General features: G+C 34.0%; 17 protein-coding genes. 7 read left to right on the forward strand and 10 right to left on the reverse strand.

The annotated features are described in order from the left end of the window. Positions 1 to 7: 7 nt before the first annotated feature. Complete coding sequence (locus L3X39_RS06180) at positions 8 to 943, forward strand: TolB-like translocation protein (RefSeq protein WP_237230904.1); 936 nt, start codon at positions 8 to 10, stop codon at positions 941 to 943. A 29-nt stretch (positions 944 to 972) separates the two neighbouring features. Here L3X39_RS06180 and L3X39_RS06185 read toward each other — a convergent pair whose 3' ends face one another. Next, entirely contained in the window at positions 973 to 1,914 is a 942-nt protein-coding gene (locus tag L3X39_RS06185; RefSeq protein ID WP_237230905.1) for an NAD(P)H-dependent flavin oxidoreductase, read from the reverse strand. 9 nt (positions 1,915 to 1,923) lie between these two features. Continuing rightward, positions 1,924 to 3,111: a tRNA 2-thiouridine(34) synthase MnmA gene (gene mnmA, locus L3X39_RS06190; protein ID WP_237230906.1), complete on the reverse strand. Its 1,188-nt coding sequence runs from the start codon at positions 3,109 to 3,111 to the stop codon at positions 1,924 to 1,926. 196 nt (positions 3,112 to 3,307) lie between these two features. On the opposite strand from mnmA, the gene L3X39_RS06195 reads away from it, so the two are divergent. Next, entirely contained in the window at positions 3,308 to 4,267 is a 960-nt protein-coding gene (locus L3X39_RS06195) for a fasciclin domain-containing protein (protein ID WP_237230907.1), read from the forward strand. A gap of 82 nt (positions 4,268 to 4,349) precedes the next feature. Here the strand turns inward: L3X39_RS06195 and L3X39_RS06200 are convergent, their stop codons facing one another. From L3X39_RS06200 to pyrG, 3 genes are all read right to left on the reverse strand, one after another. Further along, entirely contained in the window at positions 4,350 to 5,051 is a 702-nt protein-coding gene (locus tag L3X39_RS06200) for a toxin-antitoxin system YwqK family antitoxin (protein WP_237230908.1), read from the reverse strand. Positions 5,052 to 5,162: 111 nt separating this feature from the next. Then, positions 5,163 to 7,058, reverse strand: coding sequence for a membrane protein insertase YidC (gene yidC, locus L3X39_RS06205; RefSeq protein ID WP_237230909.1), 1,896 nt, complete (start codon positions 7,056 to 7,058; stop codon positions 5,163 to 5,165). Between the two features lie 72 nt (positions 7,059 to 7,130). Further along, positions 7,131 to 8,774 carry a CTP synthase gene (gene pyrG, locus L3X39_RS06210; protein ID WP_237230910.1) on the reverse strand — a complete coding sequence of 548 codons (1,644 nt, stop codon included), beginning with the start codon at positions 8,772 to 8,774 and terminating at the stop codon, positions 7,131 to 7,133. 161 nt (positions 8,775 to 8,935) lie between these two features. Here pyrG and L3X39_RS06215 point away from each other — a divergent pair, with 161 nt between their 5' ends. Both L3X39_RS06215 and L3X39_RS06220 read left to right on the forward strand, forming a co-directional pair. After that, positions 8,936 to 11,329: an alpha-L-rhamnosidase-related protein gene (locus tag L3X39_RS06215; protein ID WP_237230911.1), complete on the forward strand. Its 2,394-nt coding sequence runs from the start codon at positions 8,936 to 8,938 to the stop codon at positions 11,327 to 11,329. A 188-nt stretch (positions 11,330 to 11,517) separates the two neighbouring features. After that, positions 11,518 to 11,850 (forward strand): lipocalin family protein, encoded by a 333-nt coding sequence (locus L3X39_RS06220; protein WP_237230912.1) that lies wholly within the window; start codon positions 11,518 to 11,520, stop codon positions 11,848 to 11,850. A 150-nt stretch (positions 11,851 to 12,000) separates the two neighbouring features. Here L3X39_RS06220 and L3X39_RS06225 read toward each other — a convergent pair whose 3' ends face one another. The 5 genes from L3X39_RS06225 to L3X39_RS06245 all read right to left on the reverse strand — a co-directional run bounded on the left by L3X39_RS06225 (position 12,001) and on the right by L3X39_RS06245 (position 17,977). Next, entirely contained in the window at positions 12,001 to 12,231 is a 231-nt protein-coding gene (locus tag L3X39_RS06225) for a DUF3820 family protein (RefSeq protein WP_237230913.1), read from the reverse strand. Between the two features lie 93 nt (positions 12,232 to 12,324). Beyond that, positions 12,325 to 12,813, reverse strand: a complete 489-nt coding sequence (locus L3X39_RS06230) for a DUF922 domain-containing protein (RefSeq protein ID WP_237230914.1) — start codon at positions 12,811 to 12,813, stop codon at positions 12,325 to 12,327. Between the two features lie 102 nt (positions 12,814 to 12,915). Beyond that, positions 12,916 to 14,850: a LysM peptidoglycan-binding domain-containing protein gene (locus L3X39_RS06235; protein ID WP_237230915.1), complete on the reverse strand. Its 1,935-nt coding sequence runs from the start codon at positions 14,848 to 14,850 to the stop codon at positions 12,916 to 12,918. A 157-nt stretch (positions 14,851 to 15,007) separates the two neighbouring features. Beyond that, a complete protein-coding gene (guaA, locus tag L3X39_RS06240) occupies positions 15,008 to 16,543 on the reverse strand; it encodes a glutamine-hydrolyzing GMP synthase (RefSeq protein WP_237230916.1) in 1,536 nt (511 codons plus the stop codon). Positions 16,544 to 16,603: 60 nt separating this feature from the next. Beyond that, positions 16,604 to 17,977, reverse strand: coding sequence for a pyridoxal phosphate-dependent decarboxylase family protein (locus L3X39_RS06245; RefSeq protein ID WP_237230917.1), 1,374 nt, complete (start codon positions 17,975 to 17,977; stop codon positions 16,604 to 16,606). A gap of 150 nt (positions 17,978 to 18,127) precedes the next feature. Between L3X39_RS06245 and L3X39_RS06250 the strand changes: the two genes are divergently transcribed. The 3 genes from L3X39_RS06250 (at position 18,128) to L3X39_RS06260 (ending at position 21,553) form a co-directional block, all read left to right on the forward strand. Beyond that, on the forward strand, positions 18,128 to 19,981 hold the full coding sequence (locus L3X39_RS06250; protein WP_237230918.1) for a tetratricopeptide repeat protein: 1,854 nt from the start codon (positions 18,128 to 18,130) through the stop codon (positions 19,979 to 19,981). A gap of 226 nt (positions 19,982 to 20,207) precedes the next feature. Continuing rightward, positions 20,208 to 20,573 (forward strand): hypothetical protein, encoded by a 366-nt coding sequence (locus tag L3X39_RS06255; RefSeq protein ID WP_237230919.1) that lies wholly within the window; start codon positions 20,208 to 20,210, stop codon positions 20,571 to 20,573. 11 nt (positions 20,574 to 20,584) lie between these two features. Continuing rightward, positions 20,585 to 21,553, forward strand: a complete 969-nt coding sequence (locus L3X39_RS06260; protein ID WP_237230920.1) for a cadherin repeat domain-containing protein — start codon at positions 20,585 to 20,587, stop codon at positions 21,551 to 21,553. Positions 21,554 to 21,658 lie beyond the last annotated feature (105 nt).

A 21,658-nucleotide genomic window follows, 5' to 3' on the forward strand; every position in this document is an offset into this window, starting at 1 on the left:
CTTTGTTATGAAATCATTTATCACACCTGTTTTTATTTTAACATTTTTAGTGAGCTTCTCTCAAAAAGCAGTTCAACCTTTTATGCCTGAAATTATTAAACAATTTCCTAACGTTAGAGATATTGCTATATCGCCAAACGGAAATGAGGTTATGTTTACTGCACAAAGTGTTATGGGAAATCTTTCTGCTATTATTCATATTAAAAAAGAGAATGATACCTGGTTGAAACCTGAAGTGGCTTCTTTTTCAGGGCAGCATTTTGATTTAGAACCCTTTTTTTCGCATGATGGATTAACCTTATTTTTTGTTTCCACCAGACCTCTTGATAGTTCATCGACAGAGCCCAAAGATTTTGATATTTGGTATGTAAAAAGAACAGACCTAGACGCCAATTGGTCTGAACCGACAAACATGGGAGCTCCTATAAATACCGAACATGGAGAGTTTTACCCTTCCATTTCTAATAATGGTAATTTTTACTTTACCAGAGATAATCCTACCCTAAAAAGAAAGGACGATATTTATATAAGTGAATTAAAAAATGGAAACTATACAGAGCCTGTAGTCTTGCCAGATACAGTTAACTCTGATGGTTATGAGTACAATGCATTTATTGCTCCCGATGAATCGTATTTACTTTTTGGAGGTTATAACCGAAAAGATGGCTTAGGTAGTGGTGATTTGTATATTAGTTATCATACCGAAAATGGTTGGACACAAGCTGAAAATTTAGGCAATTTGGTAAATTGTGATAAAATGGATTATTGTCCGTTTGTTGATTTTAAAACCAATACACTTTATTTTACTAGTAAACACGATAACACAAATACTAATTTACCATTATCATTATCAATAACTGATTTGCTTTTAGAATTTGATAAATATGATAATGGTGCAAGTAGATTATATAAGGTATTCATTGATGAATTATTAAAAAAATAAGATTGCTGTTTACATTACTACTTTAAAAGTTACAAGTATAAAACTTGCTTTTTTGCTTCTTCAAACTCCCGAATGATGTCTGTTACAATTTCAGCAACGGGTTTAATATCGTGAATTAATCCAGCAATCTGCCCAATTTCTAATTCACCATTGTCTAAATCGCCTTCAAACATACCTTTTTTAGCACGCGCCCTTCCTAAAAGTTTTTTTAACTGCTCAACCGTTGGTGCTGTTTTATACAATTCTTGAACTTCGTTATAAAACTTATTCTTAATCAATCTTACAGGAGCTAATTCCTTTAAAGTTAATTGGGTGTCGCCTTCCTTGGCATCTACAACCACTTGCTTAAAGGCATTATGAGCAGAACTTTCAAGGCTCGCCACAAATCTACTACCCACCTGTACTCCATCAGCACCCAAAATCATGGTTGCTAACATGGCTCGTCCTGTAGCAATACCACCAGCAGCGATTAATGGGATATGAATCTGTTCTTTCACCATAGGAATAAGCGTTAAGGTGGTTGTTTCATCACGTCCGTTATGTCCGCCTGCTTCAAAACCTTCTGCAACTACAGCATCAACACCTGCTTCTTGCGCCTTTAACGCAAACTTCACACTGCTTACCACATGTACAACCGTTATTCCTCGTTCTTTTAACCAAGAGGTCCAAGTTTTCGGGTTTCCTGCCGATGTAAATACTATTTTAACACCTTCCTCTACAATTATATTCATGATTTTTTCGATATCAGGATATAACATAGGTACATTAACGCCAAATGGCTTATCGGTTACTTTTTTACATTTTTGGATATGTTCACGCAATACTTCTGGGTACATAGAGCCCGCTCCTATGAGTCCTAAAACACCAGAATTACTGGCAGCAGAAGCTAATCGCCAACCACTATTCCAAACCATACCAGCTTGAATAATGGGATATTTAATATTGAAAAGTTTGGTAACTCTATTAGACATGTAAATATTTTAGGAGATAACGCCTGAACCTAGCAACTCGTCATTTTGATACCAAGCAACAAACTGACCTTCAGTTATGGCAGATTGAAAATTTTCGAATTCAACATACAAACCGCTCTCAACTTTATGCAAGATAGCATTTTCTAATGGTTGTCTGTAACGTATTCTGGCTTTTACTTGCAAATTTTCGTCCGTTTTTAAGGCTAAATCTTCACGTATCCAATGTAACTCATCATTAGAAACAAACAACACCTTTTTCAGCAAACCTGGATGCTCCTTACCTTGACCTGTATAGATGACATTCTCTTCTACATCAGTATCAATTACAAATAGAGGTTCAACTGTACCGCCTACTGCAAGTCCTTTTCGCTGACCTTTTGTAAAATAGTGTGCTCCATGATGCTTACCAACTATTTTACCATAATCAATTTTGTAATCAATTTTACGCGATAGATATTGTAATTTCTCTTCTTCAGAATCAAAGTTTACCTTATTGTCTCGAAAAATTTCTTGTTCTTTTGGAATTTCAACAATGACACCTTCTTTTGGTTTCAGCTGTTGCTGAAGAAAATCAGGTAATTTTACTTTTCCAATAAAACAAAGGCCTTGAGAATCTTTCTTTTCAGCTGTTACCAAATCCAATTTAGTTGCAATATCCCTTACTTCTGGTTTTGTAAGTTCGCCTATTGGAAATAAAGATTTTGCTAATTGTTCTTGTGAGAGTTGGCATAAAAAATACGACTGATCCTTATTGCCATCAACCCCTGCTAAAAGCTGATAAATCTCTTTTCCATCCTTTTGAATTATCCCTTTTCTACAATAATGACCCGTAGCCACATAGTCGGCACCAAGCTCCAAAGCAATTTTCATAAATACATCAAACTTGATTTCTCTATTACAAAGCACATCAGGGTTTGGTGTTCGTCCTTTTTCATATTCATGAAACATATAGTCCACAATACGCTCCTTATATTGCTCACTTAAATCAACTGTTTGAAAAGGAATATCAAGTTTTTCAGCAACAAGCATAGCGTCATTGCTATCATCTAACCAAGGACATTCATTAGAAATGGTAACAGAATCATCGTGCCAATTTTTCATAAATAAGCCAATAACCTCGTAACCTTGCTGCTTTAACAAATAAGCTGCAACGCTAGAATCTACACCACCTGAAAGTCCTATTATTACTCGTTTCATCAAAAAAAAATAATGCACAAAGATACATATAATTACAAATAAAAGTACGCTTTTACATTCAGTAAAAATATCGACAAAATATATTTTGTTTAATTATTTTAAAAATTTATTCAACAAAATTTGGTTTTTTGTTTAATTATTTTATACTTTTGTTAAACAATATTAAACCTTACAAAAAATGAAAAATTTAAATTCAATGAAAAAATTAATGTATCTCTTAGTTGCTACACTTGTTTTAACTTCTTGTAGTAATGATGACGATAACACAACAGTTCAACCTTTGAACGTTGTTGAAACAGCACAATCAGTAGCCGATTTAAGTATTCTAGTTGATGCTGTTGTACAAGCTGGATTAGTAGACGCTTTATCTGCTCCTGGAAACAAAACGGTTCTAGCTCCGACCAACGCAGCATTTACTGCGTTTTTACAAGCTAAAGGCTTTAGTTCATTATCAGATGTACCTAATGATGTTTTAACTCAAATCTTGTTAAACCATGTAATTGCTGATGTGAATATAGAATCTTCAGCACTTATTGGTAATACTGGTTATACAAACACTATGGCTGACGGACCAGGTTCGACAAAATTAAGTATTTACTACGACGGAACTTCTGGAGTAACATTTAATGGTGGAGCTTCGGTAGCTATAGCAGATGTTGGAACAACTAATGGTATCGTACACGTCATAGATCAAGTGATAGACTTACCAACTATTGCAACATTTGCTACAACGAATGCTAACTTATCCATATTAGTTGATGCATTAGCTTATGCTGACACTGGAAGCCCTACTGTTCCATATATAAGCACAGTATCAAATGGAGAAGCTGGACCTTTTACAGTATTTGCACCAACAAATGATGCTTTTGTATCATTATTAGCAGAATTAGAACTGAATGCTTTAACCGATTTAGAAACCGCAACGGTAGATGCCGTATTGTTAAATCATATCGTAGGTGCTAATGTTCAATCAAGCGGCTTACAAAGTGGTACAGTAACAACTTTAGGTGGCAACATAACCGCAGATGCAACCGCATTTACATTAACCGATGCAAATGACAGAATAAGTAATATAATAACTACACTAGTAAATATCCAAGGAACCAATGGCGTTGTACACGTTATTGATAAAGTTATTTTACCTGCCAATGAGTAAAAAGTTAGTTTGGTTTGTTGATTTTGTAGGCAAGGTTTAGTACTTACTAAATTGTCTATGAAAAAGAAGGCTCCTTAAGAAATTAAGGAGTTTTTTTTATGTATTTAGGTTTATAAGTAAAGTCTTTTTCTTCTTTTAATTTACCTGCATCATAATATTTCCAAACCCCATTTTTTTTACCACGTTTATATTGGCCTTCTGATAGCAATTCACCTTTAGGGTTGTAAAATTTTGCTGGTCCATGTAATTCGCCATTAACATAAAACATTTCTTTTAAAACCACATTTTTCTCAGAATACCAAATGGAGGCTCCTTCTAGTTTTCCAGATTTATAAAATTGCTTTTCCGCTATATGTCCGTTTTCATAGTACACCAGTTGCTCACCATCCAGTTCTCCACGTTCGTTATAATGTTCAAGGGTTAAAAGTTTATCAGAGTTTTTTTGATAGTATTTCCATGTACCAATAAATGTTTTACCATCCATTTGTCCTTCACTAATAATTTTTCCATTGGATGCTAAAAATTTAACCTCAGCGACGTTATCTGTTTCATTAAATTGCTTGGTAGCTGTTAATACTGCTTTATTTTTTAGGTTTTTATAAAACTTAAAAAGTCCGATTTCTTTCCCATGAGAAAACGCTCCTTCATACCTTAATACCTTTGTGCCATCAAAGTTTTTCTTCCAAATACCATGACGTTTCCCCTCTGCATCAAACTGGTTAATGTCTTGTCCAGAAAGGATTGTGACGGTTCCTAAAAAAAATATTATACTTAAAAATTTCATATTACTCCTTTAATAATAACATTGAAACGATAAAAACAATCTATAATTGTGTGTAACAAAAAAGCTGCCAGAAAAATTGCGACAGCTTTTATAATTATAAAATATATAATTTTATTTTTTACGTTTTTGTTGCGCCTGCTTTTGCTTTTCTGCCTGCTCCATCATTTCTGCCATTTTCTTTTGAAACTTGTTTTGCTTTTTAGGCTTCTTTTTATTCTCTTGAATTTGGGCGTGTATTTTATCTTCGTCCAAAATGTAATTCTTAATTACTAAAATAATACCAATACTAATTAGGTTTGAAATAAAGTAATACAAACTTAACCCAGAGGCATAGTTATTAAAGAAGAATAGCATCATTATTGGCGAAAAGTACATCATGTACTTCATCATTTTTGCCATATCGGGCATACCTTCTTGCGTTGGTTGCGATTGCATATTTTGTCCCGTTGTTAGGCGCATGTAAAAGAAAATAGCAATAGAAGCCAAAATTGGAAACAAACTTACATGGTTACCATAAAAAGGAATATTAAAAGGTAAGTTCGCAATGACATCATATGACGATAAATCGTCTGCCCAAAGGAAGCTTTTTTGTCTTAAGTCAAAAGCTGATGGGAAAAACTGAAACAACGCATAAAACACGGGCAACTGTATTAAAGCTGGTAAACAACCCGCCATAGGACTTGCTCCTGCTTTGTTTTGCAACGCCAAAGTTTCTTGCTGCGCTTTCATTTTGTTGTTCTTATGCTTCTCACGAATTTCGTCTAATTCTGGTTTTAGAATTTTCAATTTTGCTTGAGATAAGAATTGCTTGTACTGTACAAACGACAATAATATTTTCACTAAAATAGTCATCACCACAATGGCAATACCATAAGGCATAAAGCCACCAAGGAAACCAAATAACGGCATAAACACATAACGGTTTATCCAACCAAAAATACCCCATCCAAAAGGTACTATTTCATCTAAATTTCTATCGTAAGCATTTAAAACCTTAAAATCACTTGGTCCGAAATACCAATCCATTGTTTGATTTAATTCTCCACCTTTTAACTCTAATGGGATTTTTGAAGCAAACTGTTTGGTGTAAATTGTATCAACAGCTTCATCTTCAACCAAATTTTTGGTTTTAATGTTCGCTGTTTTAAACGGAGTATCTGTTAATAACACAGATGTGAAGAAATGCTGCTTATACCCAATCCAAGTTACATCTTCAATATCATCATCTGCATCACCCATTCCTGTATAATCATCTTTTCCACCTTCATATTCATAATGAATATCGGTATACCTATTTTCATATGAAATACTTTTGGCATGACGATACCCTTTTAAATCCCAATCTAAATTAATTGCTTGGGAGCTATTGATAACATCATTCAACCCTTGAGAACGGATGGTAAAATCCATCATATAATCGTTATCTTTTATCTCGTAACGATATTCTAAAAATTTACTTTCCGATACCTTTAGTTTCATAGAAACTATTGTTACATCTCCATTCTTAGATACTGTTGGCTGAAATGGTAAATCTTTGGTATTTAAAATTCTACTATCGGTAGTTCCAAAATTTATATTGAAAAGCGTATTGTTATCTTTTATTAAATAGATAGGAACAGAATCAAAATCAACAAATTTCTTCAATTTAACTTCTGAAAGATAACCCCCTTTATTACTAAATTTTAAATCTAGTAACTCGGTTTCTACTATAGTTTCTTTATCAGATGCATTTATTGCAGAATATGCAAAAGCACCTAATTTATTTTGTAATTTGATTACTTGAAGTGAATCCACATCTTCACCCAAAACAAAATCTTCAGCGGTAGTAACTTTGGTTTGTTCTAAAGCTTTCGCTTTATTTTCTGCTTCAACTTGTTCTTGCTTCGCTTTTTCTTGGGCTTCAAGTTCTTCAGGTGTTGGCTGATTTTGCCAAAGCATATACATTAATATTCCGAAAATAAGGATGAATCCTATTATCGAATTAATGTCTAATTTTTTTTCTTCCATGTATTCTTTCAGTATAATTTAAAAGATTCCCAACGTAGCAGGAATGATGACAGTCTATCAAAAAACTATCCACTATTTATTTTGTGCCATACTGACACCTCTATGCTTTTTTTTATAATTGAATGCAGCCTTTACAAACGCCACAAATAAAGGATGTGGGTTGGCTACTGTACTTTTATATTCAGGGTGATATTGTACACCAACAAACCAAGGATGCGTAGGAAGTTCGATGATTTCAACCAATCCTGTATCTGGATTTAAACCTGATGCAACCATACCTGCAGCTTCCATTTGTGATTTGTAAGTTCCGTTAAATTCATAACGATGTCTATGGCGTTCTTTGATGCTTTCGGCTTTATAAATATCGCGAACTATACTTCCCATTTTTAAATCACAGTCCCAAGCACCTAAACGCATGGTTCCGCCTTTATCTGTAATGCTCTTTTGGTCTTCCATCAAATCTATTACAGGGTTTTTGGTCTCTGGATTCATCTCAGTTGAATCTGCATCTTGAATTCCTAAAACATTTCTGGCAAATTCAATAACTGCCATTTGCATACCTAAGCAAATACCAAAAAATGGTACATTGTTTTCACGCACGTATTTTACAGCATCAATTTTTCCTTCAATACCGCGCTCACCAAAACCAGGAGCCACCAAAATACCATCTAAATGCGATAATTTAAGTTTAACATTATCACTGTTTAAATATTCAGAATGTATCGATTCTATATTAACTTTTACTTCGTTTTCTGCGCCCGCATGAATAAATGCTTCTAGGATAGATTTGTACGAATCTTGCAATTCTACATATTTACCAACTAGCCCAATATTTATTTCAGAAATAGGATTTTTATGGCGCTTTAAAAACTGATTCCAACGGGCTATATCTGGTTTAGAACTTTTAAGATTTAGTTTTTGCAAGACTACTTTATCCAATCCTTCTTCAAGCATTAAATTTGGAACATCATATATGGTTGATGCATCAATAGATTGAATAACCGCTTCTTCTCTAACGTTGCAGAATAAAGCAAGTTTTCGGCGTAAATCACTTGGTAAATCATGCTCCGTTCTACAAACTAAAATATCAGCCTGTACTCCACTTTCCATAAGCGTTTTTACACTATGCTGAGTAGGTTTTGTTTTTAATTCGCCTGCCGCCGATAAATAAGGAACCAATGTTAAATGAATGACAATGCCGTTATTATCACCTAAATCCCAACGCAATTGACGAACAGCCTCAATGTATGGCAACGATTCAATATCACCAACGGTTCCACCAATTTCGGTAATTACAATATCATAATCGCCAGAATTACCTAAAATCTGAACACGTTCTTTTATTTCATCGGTAATATGCGGAACTACTTGTACCGTTTTGCCTAAAAATTCGCCACGACGTTCTTTATCGATAACACTCTGGTAAATACGACCCGTAGTCACATTATTAGCTTGACTTGTAGGTACATTTAAAAAACGCTCATAATGCCCTAAATCCAAATCGGTTTCAGCACCATCTTCAGTTACATAACATTCACCATGTTCATAAGGATTTAAAGTTCCTGGATCGACATTAATGTAAGGATCTAATTTCTGAATGGTAACTCTGTAACCCTGAGCTTGTAAAAGCTTAGCTAAAGATGCAGCTATGATACCTTTTCCTAAGGAAGATGTAACACCGCCGGTTACGAATATGTATTTTGTAGTAGTTGTCATGTTGCGCTTATAAACGCAGGCAAATTTACAAAATTAAAATAGTTATTAGCGAATAGTTTTTTAGTTTATTAAATCAACTTATAAACACTCCAATATGATTTGAATTTAGAAGTAAAATAACTTAATTTCGTAAGAAATCCAGCTAATAATTAATATTCAAAATGAAATACACACACCTCATAAGCTTACTCGTTCTCTGTGCTTTCTTTAATTGCAGTAAAGAAAACGAGCAAAATTTTAAACAGCTATCTGAAAATTCTCCAAATATTGCCGGAAAAACAGCTTATTTAAATTCATCTTATGTAACCGCTGGAAACAGAGTGTATATGGTGGGTCATCAAGATGGCAGTTTCCCTGATTTGGGTTGGCATATTAAAGGTGAAATGGGTGGTATTTGGAATCATCCTATAAAGTTAATGGATGGGTTTGATATTGAAATTATTGATAACCTAGATACTTTAAAACTAAATAAGGCGAAACAATTTGTTAATTACCCTTTTACTAACAAACATACGTTTAGTTGGGATGAAAAAGATTTAGAAATAGAACGTTGGCAATTTGTACCCGATGATAAACAAGGAATTGTTATTCAACTTGTTATTAAAAACAATGGTGGTAAAAAGAATATAAATCTAAAATTTACTGGACATACCGATTTAAGACCCACTTGGTTAGGCGAGCGCACCAATATGTTTGATGGTAAAGATGAAGCAACCTATGACGACAAAAACCAAATTTGGAAAGTAAAAGATAGTCTAAACCCTTGGTATACCGTTTTTGGTTCGCAATTAGACTTTGAAAGTACTCCCAAAACGGAAAACTACGCAACTCAAAATAATACATCTGCAAATAGTTTAGAAAGTACAATTGTGTTGTCTTCAGGTAAAACGCATGTTATTAATTATGTTATTGCAGGTTCTTACACGTCAGAAAGTGATGCATTAAATACCTACCAAAGTATATCAGATCATATTATTTCTGATTTTACTTCAAAACGTGAACGCTATAAAAAACTGGCTGAAAAATCTAAACTCACTATTCCAGACAAAAATATTGAGCAAGCTTTCGAGTGGTTAAAATATAATAGCGATTGGCTTATTAGAACAGTTCCCGAAATAGGAACAGGTATTACAGCAGGTATTCCAGATTACCCGTGGTGGTTTGGTGTTGATAGCGAATATGCTCTAAAAGGTTATATGGCCATTGGGCAAAAAGAGGCGGTTTATAGCACGATAAAATTATTGGATAGCGTCTCAAATGCGGTTAATGGCAACGGTAAAATTATACATGAAATGTCGAGCAACGGAGCCGTTTTTAACCCTGGAAATATTAATGAAACACCGCAGTTTGCTTCTTTAATTTGGGAAGTTTATAAATGGAATGGTGAAAAATCATTTTTAGAAACCTATTACCCAACCATTGTAAAAGGTTTAGACTGGTTAATGCAAGCCAATGATGATAATAAAAATCTGTTTCCCGATGGTTTTGGAATGATGGAAATTCATGGAATGGATTCTGAAATGATTGATGTGGCTGTGTACACCCAACGTGCTTTTGTTGATGCTTCAAAAATAGCGACTGAATTAAATGACGCTGCTAATGCAAGTAAATTTGAAGAATTAGCATATACACTTAAGGCAAAAATAAATAACGAATTTTGGAGCGCCGAATTTAATTCGTATGCCGATTTTATTGGAACCGACGAACAAGCGCTTCATCTTATTGACGATGCAATTGTAAGAGCAGATACCTTAAATAAACCTTGGGCTGTTGAAGAACTGAAAGCTACAAAATCTAAAATACTGGCAAACCCAAGTGCGGAGTTAAAACCATTTGTTTTACATCATAATTGGGTGGTAAACACGCCTATGGAAATGGGCATTGCAGATACCGATAAAGCTAAAAAAGCACTTAAAACTGCTGAAAACTTTGTAAACCCTTTTGGAGTTTTCGTTACAGGTATTGATAGAGATGAAACAGCTGGCACGGATGAAGGCTCGTTTAAGGGTAGTAAACAATTTTCGTATACCGGAGCAGTTATGACACTACCAACCAGTGTTTTAATTATAGCCGAAAACAATTATGAAAACCCTGATAAAGCCTTAGATTATTTAAAGCGCATGACCAAAAGTTTTAGTTATGCCTTTCCTGGTAGTATGTACGAAGTATCGCCTGACTATGGCATGATAACGCAAGCGTGGAATATTTACGGATATGCTGTACCCATTATACAGCAGTTTTTTGGTATAAACCCTATGGCATCACAACAAAAAGTAATTATAGAACCGCAAATGCCAACAAGTTGGAATGATGCTTCCATTGAAAATGTTGAAGTAGCAGACAACAACCTTTCTGTGTTTTATCATAAAACCGAGTATGGTTTAGATTTTAACGTTCAACAAACCAATACTAATTGGACATTAGAAATTAAACTACCAATATCAGTATTTAAAAACCATAATGTTAACAGTGATGCTATCGATGTAACGGAAACCAAAACCCATTTTGTGTTTACAGGTAAAGAACAAGAACTTAAAATTACCTTAACAAAATAAGTTGATTTTGTACGAAAAATTAACTAACTTCGTTTAACGTCGGATATAAAACATTAAAACGATTTCATATCCTAAATAGTTGGCTGTAAGCTGAAAAACCGATGATTTATAAAAATCTGATATTAATTTTAACTTTCTTCACTTTTGGACTTGTTAGTGGACAAAACCAGAACGGAGAAAGTATTAACGTGAGGTACTTATATGGCAATGATTCGGAAGTATGGGAAGTCGATAAAATTGAACCCAACGGTAGAATAATATTGGCTAAAAGACTGGAATACAACAGCGAGTACAAAGAATTAGTCACAATATTTTACTGGAACGGTGGACTTAAAACTGGTTATCCGAAAAACTCTGAAAAGAACGATGGAGAAACTACACCAAAAATAGGAACCTGGAAAATTGACCATAGTAATCGGACTTTGACAACGACTCCTGCTTTGGGCGATTTCGGAAAAAAATTTCTCATTTTAGAATTAAATCCCGACCGATTAATATTAATGAAATTGAATAAAGAATAAAGTCTACAGCCAACAAAGTATATAAAAAATTGCTGGTGTTGTGCTAAAAAAAGGTCGTTGCACGTTTGCTACGTCTGATTTTCCTTCGGAAAATCCTCGCACGCAAACACGCAACTTTCCATATACATAAACGTTAAACGCATAAAAAAATCACTTTTTAGGATATTGGGTCTTTATATTTCTAATTAAGTCTTCCAATCCGTTTAATTTTAATTCGTAAACCTGTTTAAGCATATCTCCTAATTTCCCTTTTGGAAACCCTTTGTTATGGTACCAAACCACATAATACTCAGGTAAATCAATTAGATAGCGGTCTTTATACTTACCAAATGGCATTTTGGTATGAGCTAAATCAATTAAAAACTGTTTGTCTGGTAACATGCATTATTATTTTTAAAACCTTTGTCACTTCGAGTGATTCCGATACAATCGGAATTGTATCGAGAAGTACTGACTAACAAAAATTTCAATCACTTATTCTGACTCGCGGGATTTAAATCTTGACACCTTTTTAAGTTCGGCTTCAATATAGCTTTTCCAAATGGCTTGAGCTTCATAATTTCTAGAATAATCCGTTTCATTGTCGTATGTATTCTGAGCAGTCTCAAGTTCTTTGATAATGTTGTTATGAAGCGTTTTTAATTCTTGCCTAATACTGTTAGAGGTCCTTAACTGGCTGATACGTTGCCTGAACTTACGTGTGTATAATTCGGTAATATCAAAATGCAATTGTTCGTGTCCTAAAACATGATTATCGGCCAACTCTTTTTTGTACCACGATTGATCTGGATAAAAGTGCGCATTCACTTCCGTAGAAAACTTAACTACTTTTCCGCTATCTGTTTGTGTAATCGAAAATCCAAAGGTAATTCCCGAAGCGGTAATGGCTACGGCACTAACATTGTTATTGGGCTTTCCTTTAAAATCTGCCCATGATAGTCGATAAGATTCGTTCCATGACATGGCAGGTTCATCTTTTTGAACGCTTAAAAAACAGCAAATTATAAAGAAAACTCTAATCACATGAAAACTATTATTGTAATATAAAACGTAAAGCAGAAAGGCTTATTGTTTTACTTCAACAATAGCTAAGTTGTCGTATTTAACCAAATAAACCGAATCGTTATAATAGCCACCAAATAGTTTCTTTTTGTACGCAAACTTATTTTCTACATACTCGGTTAATGGAGCCTTGTTTAAAGACGTGTATAAGTTTTCTGAGGATACTAATCGCAACACGACATCCATGGTTAAATCAAAACCTTTTGTAGCTCGTTTATTAGGTGTAATATTATATAACTTATCGTATTTTTTTACGAAAGAATTATTGATTTGCTCATTATAGTCTCTTGAGGTGGTCGCAAAATGAAATTGCAATTTCGATAAGTGTGTATTGTTTATTTGGTCGCCTTCAAAAGCCGCATTTATATTGGTAGTAACTAATATAATTTCTGAAGGTTCTTGTTGTACCTCTGGATCTACTTTTTGATTTAGCGAAGCTAAAACACTAGTTACATTTGAAGCAAACCCTTCGTTTGAAGTTTCTAAAAACACAATATTTTTCCCTGGTTTTAAAGCACCTTGAATATCTTCTTTAGTTACGAAAAATTCATCTTTACCTTCTTTATTTTTTCTAGAAAAAACCTGTTTAGCTCTATTAAACTCACGCTTAAGATCGTTACTAGTATCGATGGTTTTACTATCAGAAATTATAATAATATTGCTTGATAAACTATCGGCTCTTACAAAACTTACAATTCTGTTTTTAAGTAAATCGTCTGAAGGTTTTGACTGAAAAACATTGTCGTACAAATTTAAATTAGACCCTATTGGCGAAACAATAGGCGTATTATAAGCTCGCAACTTTGAAGCTGCTTTATCAAAAGTATCTGACGTTAATGGTCCGATAACAGCATCCACAGACTCAAAATCGTTATCATCAATAATTCTGGACACTTCCGCCACTTGATGCTTGGTGTCATAAACATCTACTTTTAAAGAAACCCCAAGGCTTTTTAAAGAATCTAACGCCATTAAAACCCCCGAGTAAAAATCTAATGAAGCATCTAAATACGGATCATTCTTTATGCTTTTTTTGGTATCAACTACACTATCAAAATCTACGCGATGTAATCTAAAAGGCAACATGATAGCAATACGTTTTGTACTAAAATCTGAAATACTATCAACCAAATTAATACGATTAGCATCTGGTCTCATAATACCACTCGCTAAATTTGAATATGGTATTTTTAAAATCATGCCTTCTTTTAAACCTGTTTCCTCTAAACCTGGGTTAAGTGCTTCTAATTGTTGTTGTTCTAAACCTAATTTTAGTTTTAATCGGTAAAAACCTTCTTTGGGTAATACCTTATAGTAGCTATACTTTTCGTCAATTTTATTAACCTCGTCTGCTTCTAAATTAGGTACATTAATTATCTGACCCTCTTTTAAAACCTCGCCCATTTCAGGGTTAAGTAATTCCAACTCTTTTACTGTAATTCCAAATTTGTATGCAATACGCCATTTACCTTCTTTAGGCAATACTGTATATTGTGAGGTTAATGGATTTTCTTCAACTATTTCCTTAATTTTAAAAACAGGAATTTGTAATCTATCGCCTTTTTTTAATGGATTTGCATAAAGAAATGTATTATGCTTTTTTATTTCGTCTTCAGTAACATTATATTCTTTGGAAAGACTATAGAGTGTTTCTTTTCGTCTCGTTTTATGCTCTTTAAACCCTTGTAACTCTTTTACAATAGTTACTTCTGGTTTATTTGCTTTTGAAATTGGGATAATTAAAACTGTATTGGGTTTTAAACCCTTTTTTGCCTCAGGATTTAATGCATAAATATCAACAGGTGATACATAATAGCGCTTAGAAATACTTTCGATAGTTTCCCCTTCTTTTACTTGATGCGTACTAAAATTTTGTGCGTTAAGTGAAGTAAAGCTAATTGAGAAAACAAAAATTAATGCTAATAAAAATCTATTCATGTTGATGGAATGCTGGCTATAAATATAATGAAACATGCTTAATTTAAATATATACGTATATTATTTAACTTTAGGATATACCTAATACGTTTTTCTTTTTCAATTGCATATAGTGTGCCAAAAAATTAATCACTAAAACCAAAGTTTTAGAAATAAATTACTCCCACTCAATTGTTGCAGGTGGTTTCGAACTAATATCGTACACTACTCTATTAACGCCTTTTACCTTATTTATTATATCGTTTGAGGTTTTTTGAAGAAATTCATAAGGTAAATTTACCCAATCGGCAGTCATACCATCGGTACTTTCAACCGCTCTAAGGGCTACACATTTTTCGTAAGTACGTTCATCGCCCATCACTCCCACACTATTAACTGGCAGTAACATGGCACCCGCTTGCCAAACTTTGTCATAAAGCCCCCATTCTTTCAGTCCATTAATAAAAATAGCATCAACTTCTTGTAGAATACGCACCTTTTCAGCTGTAATATCTCCTAAAATACGAATACCTAATCCTGGTCCAGGAAATGGATGACGACCTAAAAGCTCTGGGTCGATGCCTAAAGTAGCACCTACGCGTCTAACCTCATCTTTAAAAATAGCCCGTAATGGCTCGACTATTTTAAGCTTCATAAAATCTGGTAAACCGCCCACGTTATGATGGCTTTTTATGGTTGCTGATGGTCCGCCTGTAGCCGATACACTTTCAATAACATCGGGATAAATAGTTCCTTGTGCTAACCATTTAACGTCTTCTATCTTGTGTGCCTCATCATCAAATACCTCAATAAACGCATTACCAATGGCTTTACGTTTTAATTCAGGGTCTTCAATTCCAGCCAAAGCATCTAAAAAACGCTTAGAGGCATCAACACCTTTTACATTAAGTCCCATACCCTCGTATTGATTCAAAACATTTTGGAATTCGTTCTTACGAAGGAGTCCATTATTAACGAAAATACAATACAAGTTTTTACCAATAGCCTTATTAAGTAAAACGGCAGCTACCGTAGAATCTACTCCACCTGATAAACCTAATACCACTTTATCGTTTCCTACTTTTTCTTTGATGGCATCAACGGTTTCTTCAACAAAAGAATCTGGTGTCCAATCTTGTAATAATCCTGCGATTCCTACTAAAAAGTTTTCTAAAAGTTGCTTTCCATCAGTTGAATGATACACCTCTGGATGAAATTGAATAGCATAAGTTGGCTCTCCTTCAATTTTATAAGCCGCATTTTCAACATCGTGAGTGCTTGCTAGTAAAATTCCATTTTTTGGTAAGTGCTTAATCGTATCACTATGACTCATCCAAACTTGACTTCCCTTTTTTATATAAGCAAAAAACGGTTCGCCTTTCTGAATAAAAGACAGATTAGCACGACCATACTCACGTGTATTTGATGGTGCTACTTCTCCTCCTGAAAAATGAGCTAAGTACTGTGCACCATAGCAAACCGCCAACATTGGTTTTTTTCCTCGTATTTGTGATAAATCTGGATGTAAAGCTTGGTCTCCTCTTACTGAAAACGGGCTTCCTGAAAGGATGACTGCTTTGTATTCTTCAATATTTGATGGAATTTTGTTGAATGGATGAATTTCGGAGTATATGTTGAGTTCTCTAACTCTACGGGCAATAAGCTGTGTGTATTGCGAGCCGAAGTCTAAAATTAATACCTTGTCGTGTTGCATGCGCAAAAATAGGAATTGATTTTTTATTGACGAATTAGGATTACTATTTTTTTTGAATTTTTAATTCATAGAATTTAATATCATTTTTATGTCCTTTTCCGTGGTATCTGGATTTATGAAACAGAAGCGTGATACTGTTTCAAAAGTATTACCTGTTTTCCATTTTGTAGGGGTTACTAATGCAAATCCTTTTTTGTGATTTTCGTATGTCCAATGCGTATAATCTTCAGGCTTCCATCCTATTCTTCTATATAAAACGCATGATAAACTTGGCTCTCTAACGAGTTCTACATGCGGCATCTCATTAATTATTTTTCCTGCAATTTGTGCCAATTCAATGCCTCTTTCAACCGCTTGTTTATAACGATTGGTGCCATGTGTTGCTAATGAAAACCATAAAGGCAACCCTCTAACACGACGCGTTAATTGTATTTGATAATCAGATGGATTAAAACCATGTGCTCCTTCATCTTTAAAAATATCTAAATAAGAACCTTCTTGAGAGTGCGCCTGTTTCGCTAGTTCTGGATTTTTAAAAATAATAGCACCACAATCGTAAGGAGAAAACATCCATTTATGTGGGTCTATGGTTACACTATCGGCTTTTTCAATACCATTGAATAAATGACGAACAGAATCGGCTACTAAAGCACCACCTCCATAGGCGGCATCAACATGAAACCATAAATTTTCCTTTTCGCAAATTTCTGCTATCCCATTTAAATCGTCCACAATTCCAGCGTTCGTTGTGCCTCCAGTAGCAACCACAGCAAACAAACGCTGCTTTTGATGCGCGGTTAAGGCTTTAATTGCTTTTTCTAAAGCATCGGCTTCTAACCTATCTTCCGTATCAACCAATAAAACATCAATATCTGCAACTTTAGCCATCGCTTTTATTGATGAATGCGCACCTATCGAAGTTATGATTAATCCTTTTTCAATCTTATTTTGGTCATTTAAACTACGCCAATATTCTCTTGCGGTTACTATGGCGGAAAGATTTGCAGCAGTACCACCACTTGTAAATACTCCGAATGCACCATTTGGTAACCCGGTTAAAGACACTATCCATCGCATGGCTTCATTTTCACAAAAGATACCACCAGCACCTTCCATCCAATACGCACCGTGAATGCTGGATGCTGAAGTTACTAAATCGAACATTACAGCTGCTCTTGTTGGTGATGCAGGCACGAATGCTAAATGTCTAGGATGGTCAATGGGAACATTCGACTTTGATAAGTGCTTATTCCAGAGTTTAAAAGCTTGCTCTCCTCCAATTCCGTTTTTAGTTATTGTTTCTCCAACCAAAATTTTAAGTTCCTCTTCTTTTTTAGGTTTCCCAATTTTGTTTTTAGTAGATGACAACCTATCTATCACGTATTTCATGACATCCATGGTCATTTCCACTAAGTCCATATCAACTTTATGCATAATTTTATATAGCTAAATAATTATTCCTTACTAAAAAGGTAAATTTAATACTAACCTTTGAATTTATTATTCAATGAAGAGTTATTATTATTCAAGCATTTGATTTGCTGATAATTATAGGTATTTTTATCAAAAACAAGTAATTTATTGATGAAACTGATATTTTTTAAACTTATATTGCTAATATTTCCAATTATTTTATCCTCTCAAAATGATAAAAAACTAGATAGCCTTTTAACCGCATTTGATAATCAACCTGAGGGTATTGAAAAAGTAAAAACAAGCCAAAAGTTATATCACGCATTTAAACACAAAAAGCCTGAAGAAGCATTTAAACATGCTAAATTAGGATTAGCACTTTCAAAAAAAATAAATTACAAAACCGGTGAAGGTTTGGGGTACCTTAATTTGGCTTATTATTACAGGTTTGTTCCTGATTTGGATTCTACGAGATATTATTTTAAAAAGTCAGCAAAAACACTTTCTGATTTTGATGATAAAAAAAACCTATGGTTTGCATTAAATGAATATGCCATCTTTGAAACTATTCAAGGCGATTTTAAAACAGCGCTAAAATTAGCAGATGATGGTTTAAAAGTAGCTACAGCCTTAAAACATGGTCCTCATATGGTTGATAATATTCAGCGAAAATCTACCATTTATATGGATACTGGTGATTTTAAATTGGCTATGGAAGAGGCGCTCAATGCATCTCGAGTACTAGACACGATTAAACCTGAAAATAAAGTTGGTAAAGCCATAGCTCTCGGGGACATAGGTAGGATTGAAATGCTTAGAGGTAATTATGAAGAAGCGCTACATCCTTTAACGGAGTCTTTAGAAGCTTTTAAAAAATTAAATAATGTGTTTTGGATAGCGACCATGTATATTGAACTGGGTAATTTATACTGGTATATGGATAATCTTGACAAATCTTTAGAGTGCTATGAAGCGAGTTTGGTTTTATCTAAAAAAATGAATCGTGATGATTTTATAGCGAGCAACCTTTCAAATATGGCTGGTATTTTCTCAAAGCGAGGGAATCATAAAAAAGCCTTGGAGCTTTTACTTGAAACGCATGAAATAACGAAGAGAATCGGTTCTAACAATAACCTTATCATTAGTTTTAATGAAATTGGAGATGCATCCTACAGGAGTGGCGATTTTAATAGAGCAATTCATAATCATTCTGAAGCCATTAGGCTAGCAGATTCCATGGGGTTGATTGATTTACTTGAAGATGGCTACCGTAATCGATCAAAAGCATATGAAAAAATCGGCAATTTAAAGGGTGCTTTGGATGATCAAAGACAATATCAAATTTTTCATGATAGTATTTACAATCAAAACATTGCAAAACAAATTGATGAATTAAAAACACAATACGAAACTGAGAAAAAGGAGCAGCAAATTTTACTTCAGAAAAATGAAATAGACCTTTTAAAACAAAAAGGAGAAATCGACAACCTTTACAAAATCCTATTCGGTATTGGTTTTTTACTATCTCTAATTGCATTTTATGCCGTAAGACAAAAATTAAAACGCAGTAAAATTGAAAGAGAAAAATTAGATCTAGAGCTTGATTTTAAAAAGAAAGAACTCACAACGCACGCGCTTCATCTTGCAAAAAAGAATGAAGTATTAGAGAGTTTAAAACAGCAAGCTAAAGCATTTAAATCTTCTGAGAATAGCACAAAAGGATTTAATCAATTAATAAGAACCATTAACTTTGATTTGAAAGACGATAACAATTGGGAGAACTTCAGCAAGTACTTTGAAGAAGTGCACAAAGATTTTAACAGTAATGTAAAACAGCAATTCCCAGCGGTAACTCCCAATGAACTTAGGCTTATGGCATTATTGAAAATGAATTTATCATCAAAAGAAATTGCCAATATTTTAAATATATCGCAAGAAGGTATTAAAAAAGCACGCTACAGGCTTCGCAAAAAACTAGGTATTACTACCGAAGATTCGCTACAAGACTTAGTACTTAACCTATAGAAAAATAGCTTTCCACGCAGGGTGTCCACCATTTGTCCATGCCATAAATTTTTATGTCCATAGTTTGTCTACTGACAAAATTAAGATACACAATATCAATACATTAGGTTTGTATAGTCATTAATTTGACCATACAGTTTTGTGGTGTCTTGCACTGGTTTAGGCTGCAGATATAACCAGTAGCAAGCGCTACAAAAACAAAATATTAACCACAAAACAATGTATTATGAAAACTTTATCAAAATTAACATTTTTTGCAATTTTAATAGCATTAAATATTTCATGTAGTAAAGAGGAAGGTTGCTCTACCGATAACACGGGTAATGTAATAATCGAAAATACCAATGCTAAATACCGTTTACACTTTTACAAAAGTAGTCCTAAAGCATCAAACACTCCAGGTGATTTAATTGTTGAACCAAGTTCAAAAGGAACTATTAGTCTACCCGCTGGAAATTACACAACACATATAAGATTATTTACAGGTGGCTGTAATGAAGATGGTTCGAGATGCTTCGTTTCATGGTCAACTTTAGCCGAAAATAAGGAACTCGACCTATCTAGTTGTGAAGATTTAAACTTAATATATTAAAACCATACATTATGAAACCACAAAACAATTTAATTAAAGTATTACTATTAGGCTTGCTAATTATAATTTCATCGTGTAGCAAAGATGAAGTACCGACCGTGATAAGTGCTAATGACCTTAACAAAACTATGGATGAAAATCCAGAAACTGGAGCATCCATAGGAACTATTTCTACCAACATTTCAGGCACCTTTTCAATAATTTCACAAAACCCAAATGGAGCTTTTGCGATAAACCCCCAAACAGGAGAAGTTACCGTCGCTGATGCCTCTCTTTTTGATTTTGAAATCAACACAACACTTCAAGCCGTAGTTGTTGCTTCTGAAGCTGGTGCAGAATCTATTGCTCTTGTAAATGTTACCTTAAACAACATAGATGATATATATTTTTTGCTTTCAGACTCAAAACCTGCCTACGAAACTGCCAGTAATGGAGATTGGATTGCCATAACTGAAACAGAATACAATATACTAGCGGATAATCTAAATGAAGTCCATAAAGTTGGTACTACTGATGCAGAATATAATAGCAGTCCTGGTTTATTCTCCGGATCATCTGGATGGATTAGAGCTAATACCACTCAACCAAGTATGCCTTCCAATAGTCTATTATTTGCATTTAAGTTTAAACCAAACTCCGGTACTGGTACTGGAGCCAAAGTAAAAGTTTCAACTACAAGTGCCACGAAAGGTTATATGGATTTTGGAAGCAATCTTCCTACGAATAACCAAGAAAGTGGAGGCAGTCTTCATTATCTCTTTAAAGGCAATAATACGCCAACCGAAGCACCTGGTTTCATATGTTTTTACACAGCACCTGGTGGAATTAATGGAGCCAATTCAGTTTCTTCAACAAGTGCCGTTGATAAAGTAACTGCCAACATACAAGGTGATCATAGTGATCTTAGTAGTGCAGTATTCAGAGATAATTGGGTGTTTTTCTATCAAGGATTAAGCACCACTCAAAAACAATGGGACTAAGTTTTAAATTTTTTTTTTTGAGTTAGTTAGAAAAAGACTGTGCATATAAGCTCAGTCTTTTTTTCATTAAGCCAGAAAGTTTATTGTAACTTGATTTAAAACGAA

The sequence above is a fragment of the Flaviramulus multivorans genome, from assembly GCF_021728415.1.
GTDB lineage: Bacteria > Bacteroidota > Bacteroidia > Flavobacteriales > Flavobacteriaceae > Sabulilitoribacter > Sabulilitoribacter multivorans.

Coding starts and splice junctions, on each gene's coding strand:
- L3X39_RS06180 (WP_237230904.1), top strand. CDS start 8: ATGAAATCATTTATCACACCTGTTTTTATTTTAACATTTTTAGTGAGC.
- yidC (WP_237230909.1), bottom strand. CDS start 7,058: ATGGAAGAAAAAAAATTAGACATTAATTCGATAATAGGATTCATCCTT.
- L3X39_RS06235 (WP_237230915.1), bottom strand. CDS start 14,850: ATGAATAGATTTTTATTAGCATTAATTTTTGTTTTCTCAATTAGCTTT.
- L3X39_RS06260 (WP_237230920.1), top strand. CDS start 20,585: ATGAAACCACAAAACAATTTAATTAAAGTATTACTATTAGGCTTGCTA.
- guaA (WP_237230916.1), bottom strand. CDS start 16,543: ATGCAACACGACAAGGTATTAATTTTAGACTTCGGCTCGCAATACACA.
- L3X39_RS06195 (WP_237230907.1), top strand. CDS start 3,308: ATGAAAAAATTAATGTATCTCTTAGTTGCTACACTTGTTTTAACTTCT.
- L3X39_RS06230 (WP_237230914.1), bottom strand. CDS start 12,813: ATGTCATGGAACGAATCTTATCGACTATCATGGGCAGATTTTAAAGGA.
- L3X39_RS06225 (WP_237230913.1), bottom strand. CDS start 12,231: ATGTTACCAGACAAACAGTTTTTAATTGATTTAGCTCATACCAAAATG.
- mnmA (WP_237230906.1), bottom strand. CDS start 3,111: ATGAAACGAGTAATAATAGGACTTTCAGGTGGTGTAGATTCTAGCGTT.
- L3X39_RS06185 (WP_237230905.1), bottom strand. CDS start 1,914: ATGTCTAATAGAGTTACCAAACTTTTCAATATTAAATATCCCATTATT.
- L3X39_RS06200 (WP_237230908.1), bottom strand. CDS start 5,051: ATGAAATTTTTAAGTATAATATTTTTTTTAGGAACCGTCACAATCCTT.
- L3X39_RS06215 (WP_237230911.1), top strand. CDS start 8,936: ATGAAATACACACACCTCATAAGCTTACTCGTTCTCTGTGCTTTCTTT.
- L3X39_RS06255 (WP_237230919.1), top strand. CDS start 20,208: ATGAAAACTTTATCAAAATTAACATTTTTTGCAATTTTAATAGCATTA.
- L3X39_RS06245 (WP_237230917.1), bottom strand. CDS start 17,977: ATGCATAAAGTTGATATGGACTTAGTGGAAATGACCATGGATGTCATG.
- pyrG (WP_237230910.1), bottom strand. CDS start 8,774: ATGACAACTACTACAAAATACATATTCGTAACCGGCGGTGTTACATCT.
- L3X39_RS06250 (WP_237230918.1), top strand. CDS start 18,128: ATGAAACTGATATTTTTTAAACTTATATTGCTAATATTTCCAATTATT.